13 protein-coding genes are annotated in these 16,506 nt (G+C 47.8%); 10 read left to right on the plus strand and 3 right to left on the minus strand.

The features are described from left to right. Positions 1-27 precede the first annotated feature (27 nt). Genes PREBIDRAFT_RS00105 through PREBIDRAFT_RS00130 form a run of 6 tightly spaced genes read left to right on the plus strand, consistent with a single transcriptional unit; the run spans position 28 to position 6,862 of the window. Positions 28-2,379, plus strand: a complete 2,352-nt coding sequence (locus tag PREBIDRAFT_RS00105; protein ID WP_004338869.1) for a TonB-dependent receptor — start codon at positions 28-30, stop codon at positions 2,377-2,379. After that, the gene (locus PREBIDRAFT_RS00110) at positions 2,376-3,074 is read left to right on the plus strand and encodes an HmuY family protein (RefSeq protein WP_004337923.1); all 699 of its coding nucleotides are present in this window, start codon (positions 2,376-2,378) and stop codon (positions 3,072-3,074) included. Before PREBIDRAFT_RS00105 ends, PREBIDRAFT_RS00110 begins: the two co-directional genes overlap by 4 nt. Positions 3,075-3,120: 46 nt before the next feature. Beyond that, a complete protein-coding gene (locus tag PREBIDRAFT_RS00115; protein WP_004337924.1) occupies positions 3,121-4,671 on the plus strand; it encodes a DUF438 domain-containing protein in 1,551 nt (516 codons plus the stop codon). A 14-nt stretch (positions 4,672-4,685) separates the two neighbouring features. Then, positions 4,686-5,567: a hypothetical protein gene (locus PREBIDRAFT_RS00120; RefSeq protein WP_004337925.1), complete on the plus strand. Its 882-nt coding sequence runs from the start codon at positions 4,686-4,688 to the stop codon at positions 5,565-5,567. Next, complete coding sequence (locus PREBIDRAFT_RS00125; protein ID WP_004338870.1) at positions 5,564-6,214, plus strand: transporter; 651 nt, start codon at positions 5,564-5,566, stop codon at positions 6,212-6,214. The genes PREBIDRAFT_RS00120 and PREBIDRAFT_RS00125 overlap by 4 nt, the downstream gene beginning before the upstream one ends. A gap of 33 nt (positions 6,215-6,247) precedes the next feature. Then, a complete protein-coding gene (locus PREBIDRAFT_RS00130; protein ID WP_004338871.1) occupies positions 6,248-6,862 on the plus strand; it encodes a TetR/AcrR family transcriptional regulator in 615 nt (204 codons plus the stop codon). A gap of 90 nt (positions 6,863-6,952) precedes the next feature. On the opposite strand, the gene istB is transcribed toward PREBIDRAFT_RS00130, so the two are convergent. Both istB and istA read right to left on the minus strand, forming a co-directional pair. Beyond that, entirely contained in the window at positions 6,953-7,741 is a 789-nt protein-coding gene (gene istB, locus PREBIDRAFT_RS00135) for an IS21-like element helper ATPase IstB (protein ID WP_004337048.1), read from the minus strand. A 6-nt stretch (positions 7,742-7,747) separates the two neighbouring features. Then, on the minus strand, positions 7,748-9,337 hold the full coding sequence (gene istA, locus PREBIDRAFT_RS00140; protein WP_004337046.1) for an IS21 family transposase: 1,590 nt from the start codon (positions 9,335-9,337) through the stop codon (positions 7,748-7,750). A 500-nt stretch (positions 9,338-9,837) separates the two neighbouring features. Here istA and PREBIDRAFT_RS00145 point away from each other — a divergent pair, with 500 nt between their 5' ends. Further along, positions 9,838-11,592, plus strand: a complete 1,755-nt coding sequence (locus PREBIDRAFT_RS00145; protein WP_004338380.1) for an ABC transporter ATP-binding protein — start codon at positions 9,838-9,840, stop codon at positions 11,590-11,592. On the opposite strand, the gene PREBIDRAFT_RS11845 is transcribed toward PREBIDRAFT_RS00145, so the two are convergent. After that, complete coding sequence (locus PREBIDRAFT_RS11845) at positions 11,587-11,895, minus strand: hypothetical protein (RefSeq protein WP_231093069.1); 309 nt, start codon at positions 11,893-11,895, stop codon at positions 11,587-11,589. The two genes, PREBIDRAFT_RS00145 and PREBIDRAFT_RS11845, sit on opposite strands and share 6 nt — an antisense overlap. Here PREBIDRAFT_RS11845 and PREBIDRAFT_RS00150 point away from each other — a divergent pair. The 3 genes from PREBIDRAFT_RS00150 to PREBIDRAFT_RS00160 are packed head-to-tail and all read left to right on the plus strand — an operon-like array spanning position 11,788 to position 16,505. Continuing rightward, complete coding sequence (locus tag PREBIDRAFT_RS00150; RefSeq protein WP_394330214.1) at positions 11,788-13,341, plus strand: ABC transporter ATP-binding protein; 1,554 nt, start codon at positions 11,788-11,790, stop codon at positions 13,339-13,341. The two genes, PREBIDRAFT_RS11845 and PREBIDRAFT_RS00150, sit on opposite strands and share 108 nt — an antisense overlap. Before the next feature lie 13 nt (positions 13,342-13,354). Beyond that, positions 13,355-15,712 (plus strand): efflux RND transporter permease subunit, encoded by a 2,358-nt coding sequence (locus tag PREBIDRAFT_RS00155; protein ID WP_004338378.1) that lies wholly within the window; start codon positions 13,355-13,357, stop codon positions 15,710-15,712. 13 nt (positions 15,713-15,725) lie between these two features. Continuing rightward, positions 15,726-16,505: an outer membrane lipoprotein-sorting protein gene (locus PREBIDRAFT_RS00160; protein WP_004338377.1), complete on the plus strand. Its 780-nt coding sequence runs from the start codon at positions 15,726-15,728 to the stop codon at positions 16,503-16,505. Position 16,506: the final 1 nt, after the last annotated feature.

A 16,506-nucleotide genomic window follows, 5' to 3' on the forward strand; every position in this document is an offset into this window, starting at 1 on the left:
TTCCTTTTTCAAAAATAAAAAGAAACGATGCAGAAGAAAGGATTCTTATTCTTACTCCTTTGCCTGCTTTTGGCGATAAGCGCACAGGCACAGCGCAGGGTAAGGATAACCATACTTGAGAAAGATACGCAGCAACCTTTGGTAGGAGCTACTGTGCAATATGCCACGAGCAAAGAGATGTTGGATGTTAAGAATACCATTACCGACATTGATGGCAAGGTGATATTAAGTATAGAAAAGGGAAAGGAACTATACTATAATGTCCATGCAACGGGCTTCGTCCCCGTAAAAGGAAGTGTGCCGCCACAGGAAAACAACATAAAGATTGTTATGCGCGAAGACGTGCTGCACCTGAACGATGTCGTTGTAACAGGTTCACGAACAGAGCGTCCCGTAAAACTGTCGCCCATCACCACACAGGTATTGGGCGGAAAGGCACTCGTTGATGCAGGGTACAGCGACCTACAACATGCCCTGCAACAAGAAACACCAGGACTCAACATTCAGAAAGTGGGTTTTGGCAACGAAATCTCAATGCAGGGACTGGATGCCCGCCACGTTCTCTTTCTGCAAGACGGTGAACGAATGACGGGCGATATGGCAGGCAACCTCGACTACGAACGCTTTAACCTGCACGCCATCGACCGTGTGGAGATTGTAAAGGGTGCCAGCAGTACTCTGTATGGCAGTCGTGCTTCGGGAGCAGTCATCAATCTTATATCGAAGAAAACCAATAAGCCATTGGACATACAAGCAGGATTGCGTTGGGCGCAGATGAATGAACGCAATTATACAAATCCAAGTCCAAAGGATTTTCTATATATGTTTGAGAAGAACAGCGACCGCCCCAACCTGCAAGCATGGCTTTCGGCAGGAATGAAGCACAAGGCTTTCACCTCACAAACCGACGTATGGTATAGCGAGAGCGATGCCTTTTATATGTATCAGGCGGAGAACGATAGCAAGACCTACACAAAGGAGGCTAACCCATTCCTCCCTCACGACATCACGCTAAACGGCATTGCCGTCCGTTCGCCAATGGGTATTGAGGGAACGGAGCATATCTCGGCAGCGCAGAAGTTCTATTACGAGCCCAACAGAAACCTGTCGGTACAGGTGTATGGCTCGATGTTCTTCATGAACTCATACGACCTGATACAAGATATGACCTTCTCGCAGAGTCGCGACTTCATGGCAGGCGTTAAGGCGAAATATAATGTAAAAGACTGGTTTACCGTAAACCTTAGCATACACAACGATTTCTACGACCGTTTCAAACGGCACGAGCGTATCGATGAACGCAAAAAGGTGTACAAGAGCAAAATATTCGAGCCACGTCTCACACTGACAAGTACCTACTTTAGCGGACACAGCATCATACTTGGAGTGGAACATACTTCGGATGAACTCACCAGCGACCGATTTGTAAACCGTAAGATGACCACTCGGGCACTGCACGAGACGGAATACTTCCTGCAAGATGAATGGACGGCAAACAAGCATTGGATGCTGTCGGCAGGCGTGCGCACTAACTTCTCGAAGGCATTCGGATTTATGTATATGCCAAAGATTGCAGTTAAATATTCGCCTGATGAGCATTGGGCAATACGTGCCAACTACTCCATAGGCTATCGTGCACCCAGCATCAAGGAACTGTTCTTCAATTGGGATCATCTCGGAATGTTCCAGATAAGGGGTAGCGAAGACCTGAAGCCAGAGAAGAACCATTATTTCTCTTTGGGAGCAGAATACACCCATAATGGTTTCTTCATGAATGTAAATGCTTACATTAATAAGTTTCGTAACAAGATAGAGGGCGTATGGCATATTTACGATATGCAGTACAACTTCGAATACACCAATCTCAGCAGTCAGCGTCTGTACGGAATCGAGGCTATCCTGAAGTGGCATTTCCTCGACCACTTTACCCTGAACGGAACTTACAGCTATGTAAACGTGAGCAAGCAGGCTGGCATACAAGTGAATACCACGTCGCCACATGCTGCCACGGCAAGCATCGACTATGTATATAACAAGCCTAACTACCGCTTGAAAACCATCTTTAGTGCTTCGCTTATGGGCGAGAAAAACTTTGATGTGCAAGATCGTGTGTGGGTGGAAGAACATCATAAGAGCTACGATGCCTATTTCCGCTGCACGCTGCCTACCTATGTACTCTGTAACTTGGCAGTGGTGCAGACATTCTACAACAAAGTGAAAGTTACGCTTGGAGTAGATAACATCTTCAACTATTTACCCCACACCTTGGGATCGGGCATCACTATGTTCAATGTTCCTGCCACCAGCGGTGCAAAGGGATATGTACAAGTGGAGTTTCTTGTTGATGACATCGTAAAATCATTAAAAAGAAAGAAATGAGAAAATACATATTCATACTTTTCGTTTTAACGACAGCATTGTCCTCGTGCGTGAGTTACGATGCGGAGGAGTTTACGGGCAAAACGCTGCCAAGAGTTACGGGATACACCACTGGCGTTACCAACGATTGGCTGTACATCAATTTGCGCACAGGAAAAATATTCAACCTTGACAAGCCCAATGGCGACATTAAAGAGGGCGAACAGCGGGAGCGTACCGACTGGGACATTGCCTTTTGCGGCTACCGTATGCGAACGAATAGCGGAACATCGGGCAATGGAAAAGGCGGAGCTGCCGACTTAGGATACGGCAGTTACGACACTTGGAAAACGGTGGCGCAATTGCCAACCAATTTGCAATGGGTGGTGGATGACCATTCGGTATATATCACCATGTCGCAAAACGATTGGAACAAGTATCTCATCGCCAATAAACTCGACTTTAAACAGAATCCTTGGTTCGACCCCAATCGCGGTCCCGCATCGACACAGACAGATGCTAACCCCACATTGGCAAAAGCGATGACTTTTACAGGTCCACCGCCTGTATATGCACCCTCGTTTCACACCTACGTGGTACGCACTGCCGATGGACAGCGATATTTCAAACTACAGATTATCAGTTGGTACAAAGCCGATGTCGAAATAGGCGACACAGGCGGACAGATGAGTTATTATTGTGATGAGCTGAAATAGAGTTTACATTGGCTCTTTATATTATAAATGTGAAAATACAATTTTTATGAATAAGAAAATATACGAAATGCAGCGACACTTGCCTAAGATAGAGATGGAACGACTGCAATGTTTGGCTGACATCAAAAAGCAATACGCTTTTGGAACTATTTCGCTTGAGGAAGCCAAACGACAACTGAAAGAGAAAGTGGGCAAGCTGCAACCCTACCATTATGCCTTGATGGAGCAGACAATGACGGAAGAAGACTCTGAGGAGTGTTTCAAGGAAAATCTTTCCGAGCTCAACAAGCTATTGGAGGAGATGATGGATTACAGCATTCCAACCTTGCCTGATGATCACCCCATTCGTCACTACTATCGCGAGAATGAGGAGATGCGTCGCATACTGAATGCCGCCGAAGACTTGGTACAGTATCCTGTGATTAAGAATCAGTGGTTGGAACTGTTGGACAAAGCCTCTGCCTATCTCATACACTATACCCGAAAACAAAACCAGCTCTATCCGATACTTGAGAAGAAAGGATTTGACCGTCCCACCGTCACCATGTGGACCTTTGACGACATGATTTCCAACAGCGTGAAGAAGTTGAGTCCATTGCTTGAAGCTAACGATGAAGATACTTTTGTCGCACAAGTGAAAGAGCTGATACCCTATCTCCGCGACTTGATGGATAAAGAAGAGGCCATCCTCTATCCAACCTCGCTCGCCTTAATCAAAGAAGAGGAATTTGAGGAAATGAAGAGTGGAGACCAAGAGATAGGTTTTGCCTTTATCAACGTGGCAAAGACAGAGAAGAAAGATAACATCCGCCCTGCCGACGGCTTTGCCCAAGAACTGCAATCGCTGCTGGCGAAGTATGGCTACACCGTGAAACACGACCAACCGTTAGACGTGACAACAGGCAAGCTCACGCTCGAGCAAATCAATCTCATCTACCAGCATTTGCCTTTCGACATCTCGTTTGTCAACGAAGATGAACTGGTGCAATTCTACTCTGACACCGACCATCGCATATTTCCTCGCTCTAAAAATGTGATAGGGCGAAAAGTAGAAAACTGCCATCCACGCAAGAGCGTGCACATCGTTCGTGAAATAGTGGAAAAGATGCGAAGCGGCGAACAGGACAAGGCGGAATTTTGGATTAACAAGCCTAATCTGTTTATCTATATCACTTATTATGCTGTGAGAAACAAGCAGGGCGATTTCAGAGGCATCCTTGAAGTGATGCAAGACTGTACTCGCATTCGTACTCTCACTGGATCGCAGACGCTTCTCACATGGGCAGACGAAAAAGAGAAGTATGCCACACCGCCCACCTCTACAATGACCGACTCTATGGAAGCAGAGAAAGATGACGACAAACAGATAGCAGAGATTACCGAAGACACTATGCTCAAAGATCTTTTCTCTCAATATCCTGGTCTAAAGGACGCCTTGGCTCAGCAATACGCACCTTTTAAAATGTTGCAAACAGCATTGGGAAAATTGATTCTGAAAAAGGCTACCATCAAGATGGCAGGAGAACGGTCTGGATTAGGAACACAAAAGCTCATCACGATGATACGGCAGACCATACATCGCATCAGGCAATCATAACATATCTCAATAATATGGATAAGAAAGTAAGAGAATACTACTGGTGGCGCACCATCGCCTCTTTTTTATTGGTGCTTTTTGCCATGCCCTTAGGTCATGCGCTAATGATATTGATGGAGAAGTTTATGAACGAGGGAGCCATGCACATCGCTGGTTTTATGATGGGCTTTGTAGGTTTAATCCTTGTCATTATCGGCGTGTTCGTAAAGGGAAGTACTCAGCAGACATTGTGGGGATTTTTGGGCGGACTGCTCTTCTGGACAGGCTGGGTGGAATTTCTCTTCCTCTATTACGCCCGTCGTTACGGTGTGCAGCCCGAGATTGAGAATGGGGTGGTGGTAACCAAACCAGAGTATCTCATCATGCCTGCCTCGTTCGGTCTGTGGATGATGGTGATGACAATGTATGTGTTTAGCACTCGTAATGGCTGCGACCTGATAACGTGGATTCAGAAAGTGTGCTTCCGCAATCAGCGTAAAATCATTGCAGCGCAGCCCATGACACGCCACACGAGTATCGTAACCTTTATGGAACTGAACATGATGCTATGGGGATTGTACCTTTTATTGATGTTCTGCTACGACAAGCATTTCCTTGGCGATCATCATCCCGTAACATTCCTTGTGGGTATAGGTTGTCTCGTGGGTTCGTTCTTCATGCTGCGCCGCCAGCTACGTCTTGCATCATGGGGAGCAAATATTCGCATGGCGATTGCCACGGTCATCGTGTTCTGGACGCCTGTGGAGATACTCGGACGTATTAACTTCTTCAAGGAGTTTTGGGTGGAACCCGAGAAATATGTATGGCAGATGGTGGTTATCCTTATAGTGTTTCTTTCGTTGGGTGTTTACCTATGGCTGAAGGGCAAACAACGCAGGAGAACCCAAGGTGAATGAGTTACAGAACTAACCACACGATCTTTATCAATAGTATTTTAACAATGAAGAAACAGATTTTTACTTTCTTTTTGTCGCTTATTCCTTTCATCGGTTGGGCGCAGGAGCAGACGGCTTCGCCTTTCCATAAGGGCGACCACGAGGGCGGACTGTTCGTAGGCGGTGCCGTTACTTATTGGAACAACACGAAGACCAAAGCCACCACTTTGCAGCTTTATCCCGAAGTGGGCTGGCATTTTAACGAAACGTGGGCGGCGGGTATGATGCTGGGCTATGCCTTCGGCTCGGAGCGTGGCGAGGACGGGCGAGAGAACACTCACACCCTTAAACTCTCGCCTTTCGTGCGCTACTACTATCTGCACAAGGGACCATTCAACCTTTATTTAGACGGAGGCTTCGGCTACAACTACATCACGTCCGTAGGAACGGACGGCATTAACAAGCACCACGGCTTCGAGATTGGACTGCGCCCTGGCATATGCGTGGATCTCACCAAGGGGCTATGCCTCTGTATGCGCATAGGCTTTGCAGGCTACCGCAAGAATTATTTCGCCGGTGAGGAACAAGAGATAGGCAACGATGGCTTCGGGCTTCGCTTTGCTCCCGAGGAGGGTGATGATAGGGTTGGAGCTGGAGTTTTGATATAAACGAAGGCGATTTCTCTCACTAAACATAATGCTATGCAGACATTGAAGACAGACATCAGGCAACGCATCCTTTCCGCGGCACACAGGGAATTTATCAGGAACGGCGTGAGGCAGACCTCCATTCGCGCACTGGCAATCCAGGCAGGAGTGGCGGTGGGCAACGTCTATCACTACTTCCGCAGCAAGGACGAACTTTTCTGCGAGGTGATGCGCCCGTTGCTCCGTGCCCTCGACCGCTATATCCTCTCGCATAATGATGAGGAATTTCTCTCGCTCGACGTGTTCGATTTGCGGCAACAGCAAATCAATCACATCATGGCGATGCTCACTCTTGTCAAGCAGTTCCGCCCCGAGCTGCGGCTGTTGCTCTTCAATGCCGAGGGTACGTCGCTGGCAAACTACAAGGACAAAATCATCGACCACCAGATGCAGGTGGGTGTGGAATATCTCCGACTGATGAAGGAACGCTATCCGCACCTCGACATCAATATGTCGCCGTTCTTCCTGCACCTGACCTGCTCTGCGTGGCTGACTCTGTTTTGCGAACTCGTGGAGCATGAGGAATATAGCGAGGAGGAAATCAGACTAGCACTTCAACAGTACGTAACATACGGCATGGCAGGGTGTGGAAAAGCCACACTAATTTGACCCACGCTGGCAAAGTATTTTAGACCCAGTAAAACGATTTATTATTGACCCACTAAATGCCCTGGTCGGGTGGGTCATTTTATTTCGCTATTACCTACCAATATTCTTTGCTTTTATCTTTCTAAGACTCTCTCCAGTTAGTTCTATTTGATATGAGCTATGCACGATTCTATCTAGTACAGCATCTGCCACGGTAGGGTCGCCTATTGCATCGTACCAGTTGTCCACAGGAAGTTGAGAAGATATGATAATCGACTTCCTTTCATGCCTATCTTCTATAATATCAAGTAATATAGGACGCTCTTTTGCATCTACAGGTACAAGGAAGGCATCGTCGAGGATTAACAAGCGACATCGCTCTATCTTCTTTAGCTCTGTTTCTAACGTTCCTTTATTCTTGGCGACTTTAAGTATCCCTAGTAATTTTGACATATTAGCATACATCGTTCTAATACCATTTTTACAAGCATGATAGCCTATAGCTGTAGCGATAAAACTTTTACCAGTTCCTGATGAACCAGTAATAAATATATTGCGTCCTTGCTTGATAAAATCAAGTGAGAGTATTCTCTCCATTTTGTTTTGGCTAAGGTTGCGATTGATATTATAATCTATTTGCTCAGGATAGGCTTTATATCTAAACCCTGCTGATTTTATGAGTCTTTCAATAGCAGCTGCGGAACGATAGTCCCATTCTCGAGATAAGAGCCATGATAAAAAGGCATCTGGTGTCATCGTATCTGCAATTGTAGTTGTTAGACTTTCTTCAAAGGCAGTTGCCATACCCGTAAGCCTCATTCTATGCATTAAATCAAGAGATAACTGATTCTTATCCATTTCTTGCACAATAGGTGCTGTCTTATTATTATTTAGTTCCATAGTTGTTTACTTTAATTGTTTGCTATTATTGTTATTATTGGATAATTGCTTTGAGAAATAATCCTTGCCTCGTATGTTCTTATGCGTTTTTGATTTATATTCAGGAGATAGCTCCATATTATCTTCATCCATAGATATATAGGAAGCATCATCACCCTTCTGTAGTATATCCTTTATCTCATTATAGCCATAGCGTCGTCCTTCCGAAGCACAGTTACAAGCTGCTACTAGACGAGCCATGCCATACTTCTTCTCCAGCGACATGATACCACGGCAAGAGCGGAAGGCTTTTGGTGGATATTTCATCTGCGTAGCGACTTCCTTGAGATAAAGCAGAAGGATGTTGTCTATTTGCCCTGCCCGTTGATATATTTCCTCCAAATCCTTTTCAAAGCTACCATGATGACCAGGAAGATTATGTGCATCTTTCTGTGAGTAGGTATAGGGAGTATCATCTCGCTGATGGATGGTAACTAACTTTAACCCATAGTAGATTTGAACATTGTCATTATCGTAAATAAGCTCCATACGTTTGCCGATATACTCTGTTGGAACACTATAACTATGCTTTCTTAGCATAACGAAGCTATTAGCCATGACAGTAGCAGACTTTCTAGACTTCATCTGATAGCGAGCGGTAGGAAGAGGACGAAGAAAATCTTTTTCCATTTCCTCAAATAGTTCTTGGCGGGATTCCTTACGTCCACTCAATCTACGGCTATTAAATGCTTCTAAAGATGTGCGTATAGCAATATTAAGTGATTCTAGATTATGGAAAATTTGCCCTTCAATATCTACATATACCGACCGATACATTAGCTTTACAGCATTCTCAACCAGTGCCTTGTCCTTGGGACGGCGCACCCTAGCTGGATAAACAGCCATGTCATAAAATTCAGCCATAGCAGCGAAGTCGTCATTGATAACAGGCTCATTACGATCACTGCGGATAACGGCTGATTTTAAGTTGTCAGGCACAACAGCCTTGGGTACACCACCAAAGAAATGAAGAGCATTCTCGCAAGCAACGATAAGGTCTTCCTTCTTCTGCGACCACACTGCCTCGCAATAGGTGTAATGACTGCATGGAAGGGTAGCCACAAAAACCTCTACCTTCCGCACCTCACCCGTCTGTTCTTCGACTATCTCTAGTTTATCACCCGCATAATCAATATACATCTGATCGCCAGCAAGGTGCTCTACATGTCCTACGGCTCGTGTTTGACATCTGTAGGCATGGATTGCGTGTTTGAAAGTAGAATACTGGTAACCATTAGGATGAGTTTTGAGATACTCCGTGTGAAGAGATAAGATAGAAACACCCTTCTTGCTAAGCCGTTTCACATAATCAGGAACAAGTGCCTCTAACTCCAACTTACGAGCAGAAGGCGGACGGTTACGAGAATGCCCATCTGAAAACAAGTCCGCTAGCTTATCATCTGAAAGCGACAGAATTTGCTCCATAGACAAGCCACTTTCTTGGAATTTACGGACATACTTGCGGAGGGTGTTACGAGATATATGGAAAGTACTAGAAATACTTCTTATTCCCATACCAGATGCGTAACAGCGCAATAAATTCTTTAATTTTGTCATATAAATAATAGTTTTATGTTTTTAATGCCGACCAGGACAGTAACACAAAACTACAAAATGACCCTAAAAAACTAGCGTTTCAAAGGGTCATTCTTATTTTGGCAAGGTGGGGCTGGTTATTTTAACCTTACTGGGTCTAAAATACTTGCCAGCGTGGGTCAAATTAGTGTGGCTTTTCCAGGGTGGAAGGAGTTGATGAAACCATAAAATACCTATTTTGCAGCGTAAAAATACCTATTTTTCGGTATTGCCATTCTATCCCTCTCTTCGTATCTTTGCATCGTAAATATTGATAAGTATGTATAAATTGAAATGTCATCAAGGGCAAATGCCCTACACTGCGATACACGAGGCGCACCGTTCTTTACTTGGACGGTGCGCTTTTTTTTTGAACAAATTGAAACATCATTCATTATTGTACCCCCGAACCGTACTCAATACTGCTTTTTTCGTAGGAACATCATGAAACAGTAATATCATAATATTCAAACATAACAAATATGATCAAGACTCTCAAACGTTTAGGAGCTTACATGGGAGGGCGCAAATACTTGCTGCCATGCTCCGTCGGGCTGTCGGCAGTCAACGGACTGCTGTCGCTTGTCCCATTCATACTTTTGTGGCTCGTGGTACGCACACTACTAATCGCCAAAGGCAACCTCTCAAGCACCCCTCTTATAGATTATGCCCTATGGGCTTTTGTCATATCGGTGGCAAACGTGTTGCTTTACTTTTTGGCACTGATGCTCTCTCATCTTGCAGCATTCCGTATAGAAACCAACATGAGGCGCAAAGCGATGCAACGGCTGATGCGTGCGCCATTGGGCTATTTTGATAGACAAAACACGGGACGTATGCGCAAAATCATAGATGAGGATTCGGGACAGACACATACTTTTGTGGCACACCTGCTACCCGACGTGGCGAGCTGTGTCGTTGCGCCGATAGGTGTTATCGTACTGTTATTCGCTGTGGATTGGCAGTTGGGTACGGCTGCAATGATACCTCTCGTTGGTGCGATAGGCATTATGGGATATACGATGAACCCGAAGAACAACCAATTTCAAAGGCTCTACCTTGATGCGCAGGAGAAGATGGGGGCAGAGGCGGTGGAATACGTCAGAGGTATTCCCGTGGTCAAGGTGTTCCAACAGACGGTCTTCTCGTTCAAACGCTTCTACGATAGCATTATCAGCTACCGCGACCTTGTCATCAAGTGTACGCTTGTGTGGCGCACGCCAATGTCATTTTATATACTGGCTATCAATGCCTTTGCCTTCATCCTCGTTCCTACTGCTATCATCCTGATAGGACTCGGTGGAGATACAAGCACAATTATTGCCAACGTGATACTTTATGTGGTGATTGCACCGCTCATCGCTTCCAACGTGATGAAAGCCATGTATCTCAGTCAGGATCTATTCATGGCAAACGAGGCTGTGGAACGATTAGAGCAGCTCACTCATATTGCACCGCTCTCGCAGCACGACGAGCCAAAACGGGCAGAAGCGTATGACATTCGTTTCGACGACGTTTCGTTCCGATATGAGGGAGCGGAGAAAGATGCAGTGAGTCATATCAACCTGACCATTCCCGAAGGAAAGACGGTTGCACTTGTAGGAGCGTCGGGCAGCGGAAAAACCACGATAGCAAGATTGATACCCCGCTTTTGGGACGTACGCCATGGCAGTGTTACCATTGGAGGTGTAGACGTGAGGGATATGCGCAAGGACGAACTGATGCGCAACGTGTCGTTCGTCTTCCAGAACACCCATCTGTTCAAAACTTCGCTCATCGAAAACCTACGTTACGGTAATCCTGATGCAACGACTGAACAGATCAACCGTGCTATCGACCTCTCACAAAGCCGCGAGATTATCGACCGGCTACCACAGGGATTGGATACCGTTATCGGTGTCGAAGGTACTTATCTTTCGGGAGGTGAGCAACAGCGAATTGTTCTTGCCCGTGCCATTCTGAAAGATGCCCCTATCGTAGTACTCGACGAGGCAACCGCCTTCGCCGACCCCGAAAACGAACAGCTTATCCGTAAGGCACTGGCACATCTCACCCAAGGAAAGACCGTGCTGATGATAGCCCACCGGCTTACCACCGTGCAGGATGCCGACAACATCGCAGTCGTGGACAACGGTGAGATTGTCGAACAGGGAACGCACGAGGAACTATTGAGCAGGAAAAAGCAATACCATCGCATGTGGAACGAGTATCAACAGTCTGTTTCGTGGAAACTATAACCCATCAAAAGCCATAAAGTCATGATTAAATATTTTCAAAACCGTTTCGCCCTTACGGAAAAAGGGGCAAAAGACTTGTGCCGAGGCATTGCCTTCTCGACACTGCTCAACCTTGCGCTGATGCTGCCACCCACTTATTTGTTTTTCTTCCTGATGGAGTATCTCGATAACATGCCAATGAATGCCCCACATACGTTGTGGTTTTATCTCCTCGTGGCAGCAGGGCTGATGGTCGTGATGCTCTTCATGAGCCGTTGGCAGTACGACAGCACCTATACCACCGTATATAATGAGAGTGCGCAACGCCGCATCTCCTTAGCCGAGAAACTGCGCCGTTTGCCTCTCGCTTTCTTCGGTGAGCGCAATCTCTCCGACCTCACTGCCACCATGATGGAAGACTGCACACTATTGGAAACAACGTTCTCGCACGCCATTCCCCAACTATTTGCTTCCGTGGCGAGCATTGTCATTATCGCAGCGGGAATGTTCTGTTACGACTGGCGATTAGCTATCGCTGTGTTTTGGGTAGTACCTTTTGCCTTGGTAGTGCTGTTGGTTTCACGAAATCGAATGGACAAGGCTTTTACACATGTCTACCACATCAAACGAGGAGTGAGCGAACAGATACAGGAAGGACTGGAGTGTGTGCAGGAAATCAAATCGTACAATGGCGAGGACGAATACAATCAGCGATTCGACCAGCGATTAAAAACATTGGAAAAAGGACTTGTTGCCGGTGAACTCTTGACAGGTGCGTTTGTCAATATCTCTGCCGTACTGCTTAAATTGGGCATGCCTACCGTCATCGTTGTAGGCGCATGGATGCTTCAGCGTGGCGACGTGTCGATGTTCGTCTATCTGGCGTTCCTCCTTGTCTCGGCAATGGTTTATAATCCTATTCTTGAAGTATGCAATCACCTCGCCATTCTTACTTTTCTCGATGTGCGTATCAAGCGAATGAAAGAGATGGAGGCAATGCCCATACAGACGGGCGACACAGAGGTGGAAGTTTCAAATTATGACATTGAGTTCCACAACGTCAGCTTTTCCTACGAAACAGACAAGCAGGTGCTTCACGATGTCACGTTCACTGCCCGACAAGGCGAGATAACCGCACTCGTTGGATCATCTGGAGGAGGAAAAAGCACCGCTGCCAAGCTCGCTGCACGTTTTTGGGACATCAATAGCGGTAAGATAACGCTGGGCGGACACGACATCTCTGACATAGAGCCAGAGACGTTGCTCAAAAATTACGCCGTAGTATTCCAAGACGTGATGCTCTTCAATGCCTCTGTTGCCGATAATATACGCATAGGAAAGCGCGACGCCACCGATGAGGAGGTGCGCCGTGTGGCACGATTGGCACAGTGCGATGACTTCATCAGTCGTATGCCAAAAGGCTACGATACAGTGATAGGCGAAAATGGAGAAACCCTTTCAGGTGGCGAGCGTCAGCGCATCTCCATTGCCCGCGCCCTTCTAAAGAATGCACCGATTATATTATTGGACGAGGCGACTGCCAGCCTTGATGCCGAGAACGAGACCAAGATTCAGGCTGGTATCTCCGAACTGGTGCAGGGAAAGACCGTCATCATCATCGCCCACCGCATGCGCACCGTGCTGGGTGCCGACCACATCGTGGTACTTGACGGCGGGACGGTCAGCGAACAGGGTATGCCCAAAGAGCTTATAGCAAAAGGTGGCAAGTTTGCCCAGATGGTGAGATTACAACAGGAAAATAAATCATAAAATAAAAACAGCAATGAAAATCGAAAAAATCAACCGTAAGTTCAGGCAGACGGCGGAGTGGATACTGCGCCACCGGCTGCTTGTGACGGGGCTGTTCGCCTTGCTTGTCGCATTCTCGTTCGTGGGGACGAAGCGCATCGTGATGAAGACCTCGTTTGACGACTACTTCGTGAGCGACGACCCGATGCTCTTGAAAACAGATGAGTTCAAGTCCATCTTCGGCAACGACTACTATGTGGCGGTATTGGTGAAGAACAAGGACGTGTTCTCCAAGCGAAGCCTCACGCTCATCCGCGAGCTGAGCAACGAACTGAAGGACAGCCTCTCGTATGCCGACAAGGTAACGTCGCTCACCGACCTTGAGTTTGCTGTGGGTACGGAGGAGGGCATGACCATCGAGCAGATTGTTCCCGAGCAAATCCCATCGGATGCCGCCTCACTGAAAGAAATCAGACGCAAGGCATACAGCAAGCCCTACCTCTCGAAGAAACTCGTGTCGAAGGACGGCACGATGACGTGGATTATGGTGAAGCTGCGCCCATTCCCCGCTGACAGCGTGTGGAAGAAGACGAGCGACATCGCTCCCGATATGGTCACGGGGAAGGAGGCAGGACGCATCATCACGAAGGCAAAGTATGCCGAGCTATCGCCCAATGCCGCAGGAATGCCCTATATGAGCTACGAGAAGTTCGTTTATCTGAAGGGTGAGATGGGACGGTTGTTCGCTATCGCCTTCCTCGTTTCCATCGTGGTGATGCTCATCGTCACCCGTTCGCTGCGCGGTGTCATCGCACCATTGGTAACCTCGGTATGTGCATTGGTTATCGGCTTCGGGATCATAGGCTGGACGGGGCTTTACATCGACATGAGCACGGCGATGATAGCCGTCATACTCACTTTTGCCTGTTCCATTGCCTACAACATTCACCTATATAACTTCTTCAAGACACGATTTGTAGAAACGGGCAGGCGCAAGGCTTCCATTACCGATGCCGTGGGCGAGACAGGCTGGGGCGTATTGCTCTCGGGGCTGACCACCATTGCAGCAATGATGACCTTCCTCGCTATGAGCATCGTGCCGATGAAAGCCATTGGGCTGAACACCTCGCTCTGCCTGCTGTCAGTGCTGCTCACGTGCCTCGTGGTTACGCCAGTGCTGCTGTCGCTGGGCAGGGACAGGAAGCCGCACGCGAATATGTCGCACAGCTTCGAGGGCTATGTGGGCGACCACTTCGAGCGTTTCGGTGGGTTCGTCATACGCAACCATCGGCGTATCGTCGTCGTGTCGTTGGTACTCACGCTGTTCTGCGGCATCGGTCTGTTTTCCATCGAGCCAGCGTTCGATGTGGAAAAAACAATGGGGCGCAAGGTGGAGTATGTGAAGAAGTTCCTCGACCTGTGCGACACGGAATTGGGGTCGATGTATTCCTACGACCTGATGATTACACTGCCGCACGCAGACGACGCAAAGAAGCCCGAGAACCTAAAACGGCTCGATAAGTTGGCTACCATCACAGAAGGCTATCTGCTCACCAAGCGGCACAACTCCGTGACGGACATCATCAAGGACATGAACTGCACGCTTAACGGTGGCAAGCAACAATTCTATTGTATTCCCGACGATGCAGACATGGTGGCACAGCTCCTCCTGCTCTACGAGAACGCCGGCGGCACGGAGTCGGAGTATTGGATGGACTATGACTACCGGCGACTACGCCTTCAAGTGGAAATCAAGAACTACAACTCCAACGAGGCGGAGAAGGAAATGGACGCATTGCAGGCAGAGGCACGGCGGCTCTTCCCTCAAGCGCACATCTCGATGGTGGGCAACATACCGCAGTTCACCGTGATGCAGCAATACGTGGAGCGTGGGCAGATGTGGTCGATGCTGCTCTCGGTGCTGGTCATCGGCGTGATCCTCGTGCTCGTATTCAGCAGTTGGAAGGTTGGTTTGGTGGGCATGATCCCCAACCTCGCTCCCGCAGTCATAGTGGGCGGCATGATGGGCTGGCTCGACTATCCGCTCGACATGATGACCGCCTCTCTCATACCGATGATACTCGGTATCGCCGTCGATGACACCATCCACTTCATCAATCACAGCCACGTGGCATACGACCGATGTGGCGACTACGGCAACGCCATCAGGAGCACGTTCCGCACCGAGGGACTTGCTATCGTGATGTCCACCGTGGTCGTGTCGGCGACGTTCGCAGGATTCATGTCGTCAAACGCCACGCAGATGGTCAACTGGGGCATCCTTGCCGTGGCGGGCATGGTGTCGGCATTGCTGGCAGACCTGTTCCTCACACCGATTCTCTTTAAGTATCTCAGGGTGTTTGGCAAAGAAAAAAAGACAAATTCACAATAAAAAACAGTATCAAATGAAAGCAAAAGAATTAGTATTGACACTCATCGCCTTGTTTGCGATTTGCAGTGCAAACGCCGCAGGTCTCACAGGAAGAGATATCATGCAGAAAGTAAGGAACCGCGCCGATGGCGACACACGCTATGCCACCATCGAAATGACGCTCGTACAGAGAAGCGGGCACAAACGGGTGCGCAAACTCGAATCGTGGGCAATGGACGTGGGCAGGGACACGAAGAAAATCATGTTCTTCACCTATCCTGGCGATGTGAAAGGCACAGGATTTCTCACCTGGGACTACGACAATCCACGCAAGGTGGACGATAAGTGGCTCTATCTGCCTGCCATGAAAAAGACGAGACGCATCAGCGGCAAGTCGTCGAAGACCGACTACTTCATGGGCAGCGACTTCACCTACAACGACATGAACACGCGCAGCGTGGACGAAGAAACGCACAAACTGCTACGCGAGGAGGTCGTGGGCGGAAAGAAATGCTGGGTGGTGCAGTCCACGCCCAAGGACAGGGACGAGATATATGCCTACCGCATCACGTGGATAAGGCAGGACTGCCTGATGGCTGTCAAGTCCGATTTTTACGACAAACTGAAGAAGCTGCACCGCCGGCTCACCATCTCCAACATCGACAAGGTGCAGGGTTTCTGGACGATGCACCTCATGCAGATGGAAAACGTGCAGACGGGGCATAAGACCATCATCCGTATGAACAACCAGCGATTCAACGTGAAGGTTGCACCTAATCTCTTCACCGTCTCCAAATTAGAAAAAGGGCTCTGAT

Origin of the sequence: Prevotella bivia DSM 20514 (assembly GCF_000262545.1) — a bacterium.
Classification (GTDB): Bacteria; Bacteroidota; Bacteroidia; order Bacteroidales; family Bacteroidaceae; genus Prevotella; species Prevotella bivia.

Excerpts from the sequence above, each read along its gene's own strand:
- PREBIDRAFT_RS00120 (WP_004337925.1), top strand. The coding sequence starts at position 4,686 with ATGGATAAGAAAGTAAGAGAATACTACTGGTGGCGCACCATCGCCTCT.
- PREBIDRAFT_RS00105 (WP_004338869.1), top strand. The coding sequence starts at position 28 with ATGCAGAAGAAAGGATTCTTATTCTTACTCCTTTGCCTGCTTTTGGCG.
- istA (WP_004337046.1), bottom strand. The coding sequence starts at position 9,337 with ATGACAAAATTAAAGAATTTATTGCGCTGTTACGCATCTGGTATGGGA.
- PREBIDRAFT_RS00130 (WP_004338871.1), top strand. The coding sequence starts at position 6,248 with ATGCAGACATTGAAGACAGACATCAGGCAACGCATCCTTTCCGCGGCA.
- istB (WP_004337048.1), bottom strand. The coding sequence starts at position 7,741 with ATGGAACTAAATAATAATAAGACAGCACCTATTGTGCAAGAAATGGAT.
- PREBIDRAFT_RS00160 (WP_004338377.1), top strand. The coding sequence starts at position 15,726 with ATGAAAGCAAAAGAATTAGTATTGACACTCATCGCCTTGTTTGCGATT.
- PREBIDRAFT_RS00125 (WP_004338870.1), top strand. The coding sequence starts at position 5,564 with ATGAGTTACAGAACTAACCACACGATCTTTATCAATAGTATTTTAACA.
- PREBIDRAFT_RS00115 (WP_004337924.1), top strand. The coding sequence starts at position 3,121 with ATGAATAAGAAAATATACGAAATGCAGCGACACTTGCCTAAGATAGAG.
- PREBIDRAFT_RS00155 (WP_004338378.1), top strand. The coding sequence starts at position 13,355 with ATGAAAATCGAAAAAATCAACCGTAAGTTCAGGCAGACGGCGGAGTGG.
- PREBIDRAFT_RS00145 (WP_004338380.1), top strand. The coding sequence starts at position 9,838 with ATGATCAAGACTCTCAAACGTTTAGGAGCTTACATGGGAGGGCGCAAA.
- PREBIDRAFT_RS00110 (WP_004337923.1), top strand. The coding sequence starts at position 2,376 with ATGAGAAAATACATATTCATACTTTTCGTTTTAACGACAGCATTGTCC.